The sequence below is a fragment of the Arthrobacter sp. Hiyo1 genome, assembly GCF_001263615.2.
GTDB lineage: Bacteria > Actinomycetota > Actinomycetes > Actinomycetales > Micrococcaceae > Arthrobacter.
The window spans coordinates 504,937-507,813 of sequence record NZ_DF952470.1 but is presented as its reverse complement, the minus strand read 5'-3'; the positions used below and the strand labels follow the sequence as shown (position 1 = coordinate 507,813).

Here is a 2,877-nt window from a genome sequence, read left to right as displayed (position 1 = left end):
GTCCGCGTGGTGGCCGAAGACCCGCGCGAGGCCGTCCAGAGGGTCGCCACCGGGGAAGCCGATCTCGGCGTCGTCCACAATTGGCACTCCGTACCCTTGGTCATTCCGGAGAACATGGTCCACGAGGACCTCTGCCTGGATACCGCCGACGTCCTGCTGAACTCAGCCCACCCGCTGGCTGGCCGGACCGCCGTCGAGCCTTCCGACCTGGTGGACGAAAGCTGGATCAGCACGCCAGCTGGGGCCATCTGCAATGAGGCGTTGCTGGCGATCCTGGCAGGCCTGGGGCGCGTGCCGGACATCCGCGTCTACGACCCCGACTTTTCCACCCATATCGCCATGGTCCAGCAGGGCGTGGCGGTGGCGCTCGTGCCACGGCTCGGTAGGCCCGAGCTCCCCGCTGGAGTGGTGGCGGTGCCCGTGGTCAATCCGATGCAGCAACGCCAAGTGGGAATCGTGTACCGGAAGACCATGATGGCAAGCCCCAGCATCCGCCACGTGGTCCGCTTGCTGCAGGATGTGGCGGCCGGCCTCGAGGTGGGCTAGCTGGGACCATCCGCGCGAGCTGGCGGCAGATGCCCTCTGGCCGCGCAAAAAAGGGCATTAGCTGCCAGTTCGCGCGAGGGAGCTACTTCTTTGGGCGCGGAACTGCGAAGTGGGTCAGCCGGGCATCCTGCCCATCGAGTTCAGCCCACGGCTTTTCAAGTTCCATGACTGTCATGGCGCTCGTGGGGTAGCGCGTTGCGGCGTCCATGTAGGCGTCATGGTCCGAGTCGCGGGAAGCCAAGTGCATCGCGAGGTCCTGCACGCCGGGCATGTGCGAAAAGATCATGAGAGTGGTGACGGTTTCCGGCACATGGTTGATGACGGTCAACATGCGTTGCGCGGAGGCGGCGTACAGGCCGTCCTCGAGTTTCGGCGTCGGGGCCTTGTCCCCCAGCTCGCTGCACACCCACGTGCAGGTCTGCCGGGTCCGGAGCGCGGACGAACACAGGATGAAATCCGGAATCACGTGGTGCTTAAGGAGCCATTTCCCGGCAAGAGGGGCTTCCTTGTGGCCGCGTTCGGCAAGGGGTCGCTCATGATCCGGCACACCAAGGGGCCAGTCCGACTTCGCATGCCGCATGATCACCAGCCGCTTGATGTGATGCTCGCTCATCCCCCCACCCTATCGCCGCGGAGGCACATGCTCACTGGTCCTGAGCGCAGGAATGCGGCCGCCTGGTTCGCGCGGGCGCTGTCGCGTGAGCGGGACATCCCGAAAGCGCCGTTGTTGCGTGAGGGACGAGCGCAGGCGCGAGGGATCGTCCCGCGGAAGCGAAAGCGCCCGCCCCCAAAGAACGGAGCGGGCGCTTTGAGCGCGTGGGGACTAGATCGAGTATTCCGGAGCGGCCCAGACGATAACCTCGGGGTGCTCGTAGAAACGGTAGCCCTGGCCGCGCACGGTGCGGACCGTGTTTGCCAGGCGGCCGAGCTTGGAGCGTAGGCGCCGGATGTGGACGTCGATGGTGCGCTCGTTGGGGACCTCTTCGGCGTTGCGCCACAGGCCCTCGAGGAGTTCGTCGCGGCCCACGGTGCGGGTGCCGTTCTCGACGAGGTAGTTGAGGAGCTCGAATTCCTTGAACGTGAGGTTCAGGGAATCGCCGTCGAGGTGCACCTCACGACGTGCGAGGTCGATCAAGACGCCGGACGGGCGGGCTTCCTGTGCAGGCTGCGGGCGGAGCGCCTCGGAGCGCTGGCGGTTGCCAACGGTGGGGTCACCGAAAGTCGAACGGACGACGTCGAGCGCGGAACCGGGCGCGCTGGCCGGGGCTACTGCGACGGCGGCATAGCTCTCGGCGCCGGAAACGAGGGACTGCGCGTAGGCCCGGATTTCCTGGGCCAACTTGGCAATGGACGTTCCGGCGGCCGCGGCCGTGTCCTCGTCAATGCCCATGTAGAGCACGAAACCGCGGGCCACATTGTCATTAGCAACGGGACGGATAGAGCGGTCCGCTGGAGCCAAGACCGGCGTGGGCGCAGTCATCGGCGAGGCCTCGTTGGCGGGAACAGCGCGGAGCTGGCCGTAGGAGTTGGGGTTATAGCCCTGGGGGACGTAGCCGGGTGCCTGGCTGCCACCCTGCGGTGCGGGCTGGGCGTAGGCCGGGCGGTTGCCGAAGCCGGGACGCAGGCCGGCGTTCGACGCGGCCTTATTGGCGTTACGGACGGAGATGTGGACGTATCCGGATGCAACTGACATGGAGTGCTTACCTCAAAGTGAATAGCCGTCATCGCGGCTTCGAATGCTGGTCTGGTCCCCGCAATGAGATGGGGAGGGGCGCCCGACGCTGGGCAGGGGGCGAATGCCTGAAACTTGTTGGGGTCTTAAGTTAGGCATGCATTCGACAACAGCTCATCGAAGTACCAGCGGGTGCGCTGGGCTCGATCGCTGCGGCTGCAGATGCTGTTGAGTTCTTGTTCACATTTGAAGTGTGCAACGTAACAAAGGGAACTTGCAAGTAACAAAGGGCCGGACCGTCCACATTTTGAGACGAATCGGACTATTGTGCCGCACATCACAATTCACACATGTCCAAATGTGACCCATTCTCGTTCGTCACACTGGCTATTCTTGGCGCAATATTCGAATATAATTTTATGAATTTGCCGTTTTCTGAATCTCAAGCCACGTCACGCGCTTGCCTTTGAATCTCGAGATATGAAACAACCCTTGTCCAATCCTGGATCGGCATCTCGTGAAAATTCTTTGGCAAATCGTCTGCTAGGACCCCGGCAATGGCCCTAGCCTCACGCCGCGCTCGCACTGGATGTCGTTTTGAAGGCCCGTAACGACATCAGCTCCGTGGGCCCACGCCGCCAGGGTTCCCTGGCCGTGGG

Annotated in this window: 3 protein-coding genes; 1 reads left to right on the top strand and 2 read right to left on the bottom strand. The window is 63.6% G+C overall.

The window, feature by feature from the left end; all coding sequences use genetic code 11:
- Window positions 1-546: LysR substrate-binding domain-containing protein (locus AHiyo1_RS11200; protein WP_253257270.1), on the top strand; the 546-nt coding region annotated here is incomplete at its 5' end.
- An 82-nt stretch (window positions 547-628) separates the two neighbouring features.
- Here AHiyo1_RS11200 and AHiyo1_RS11195 read toward each other — a convergent pair.
- On the bottom strand, window positions 629-1,159 hold the full coding sequence (locus tag AHiyo1_RS11195; protein WP_059388618.1) for a SixA phosphatase family protein: 531 nt from the start codon (window positions 1,157-1,159) through the stop codon (window positions 629-631).
- Between the two features lie 210 nt (window positions 1,160-1,369).
- On the bottom strand, window positions 1,370-2,239 hold the full coding sequence (locus AHiyo1_RS11190) for a winged helix-turn-helix domain-containing protein (protein ID WP_059388617.1): 870 nt from the start codon (window positions 2,237-2,239) through the stop codon (window positions 1,370-1,372).
- Window positions 2,240-2,877: the final 638 nt, after the last annotated feature.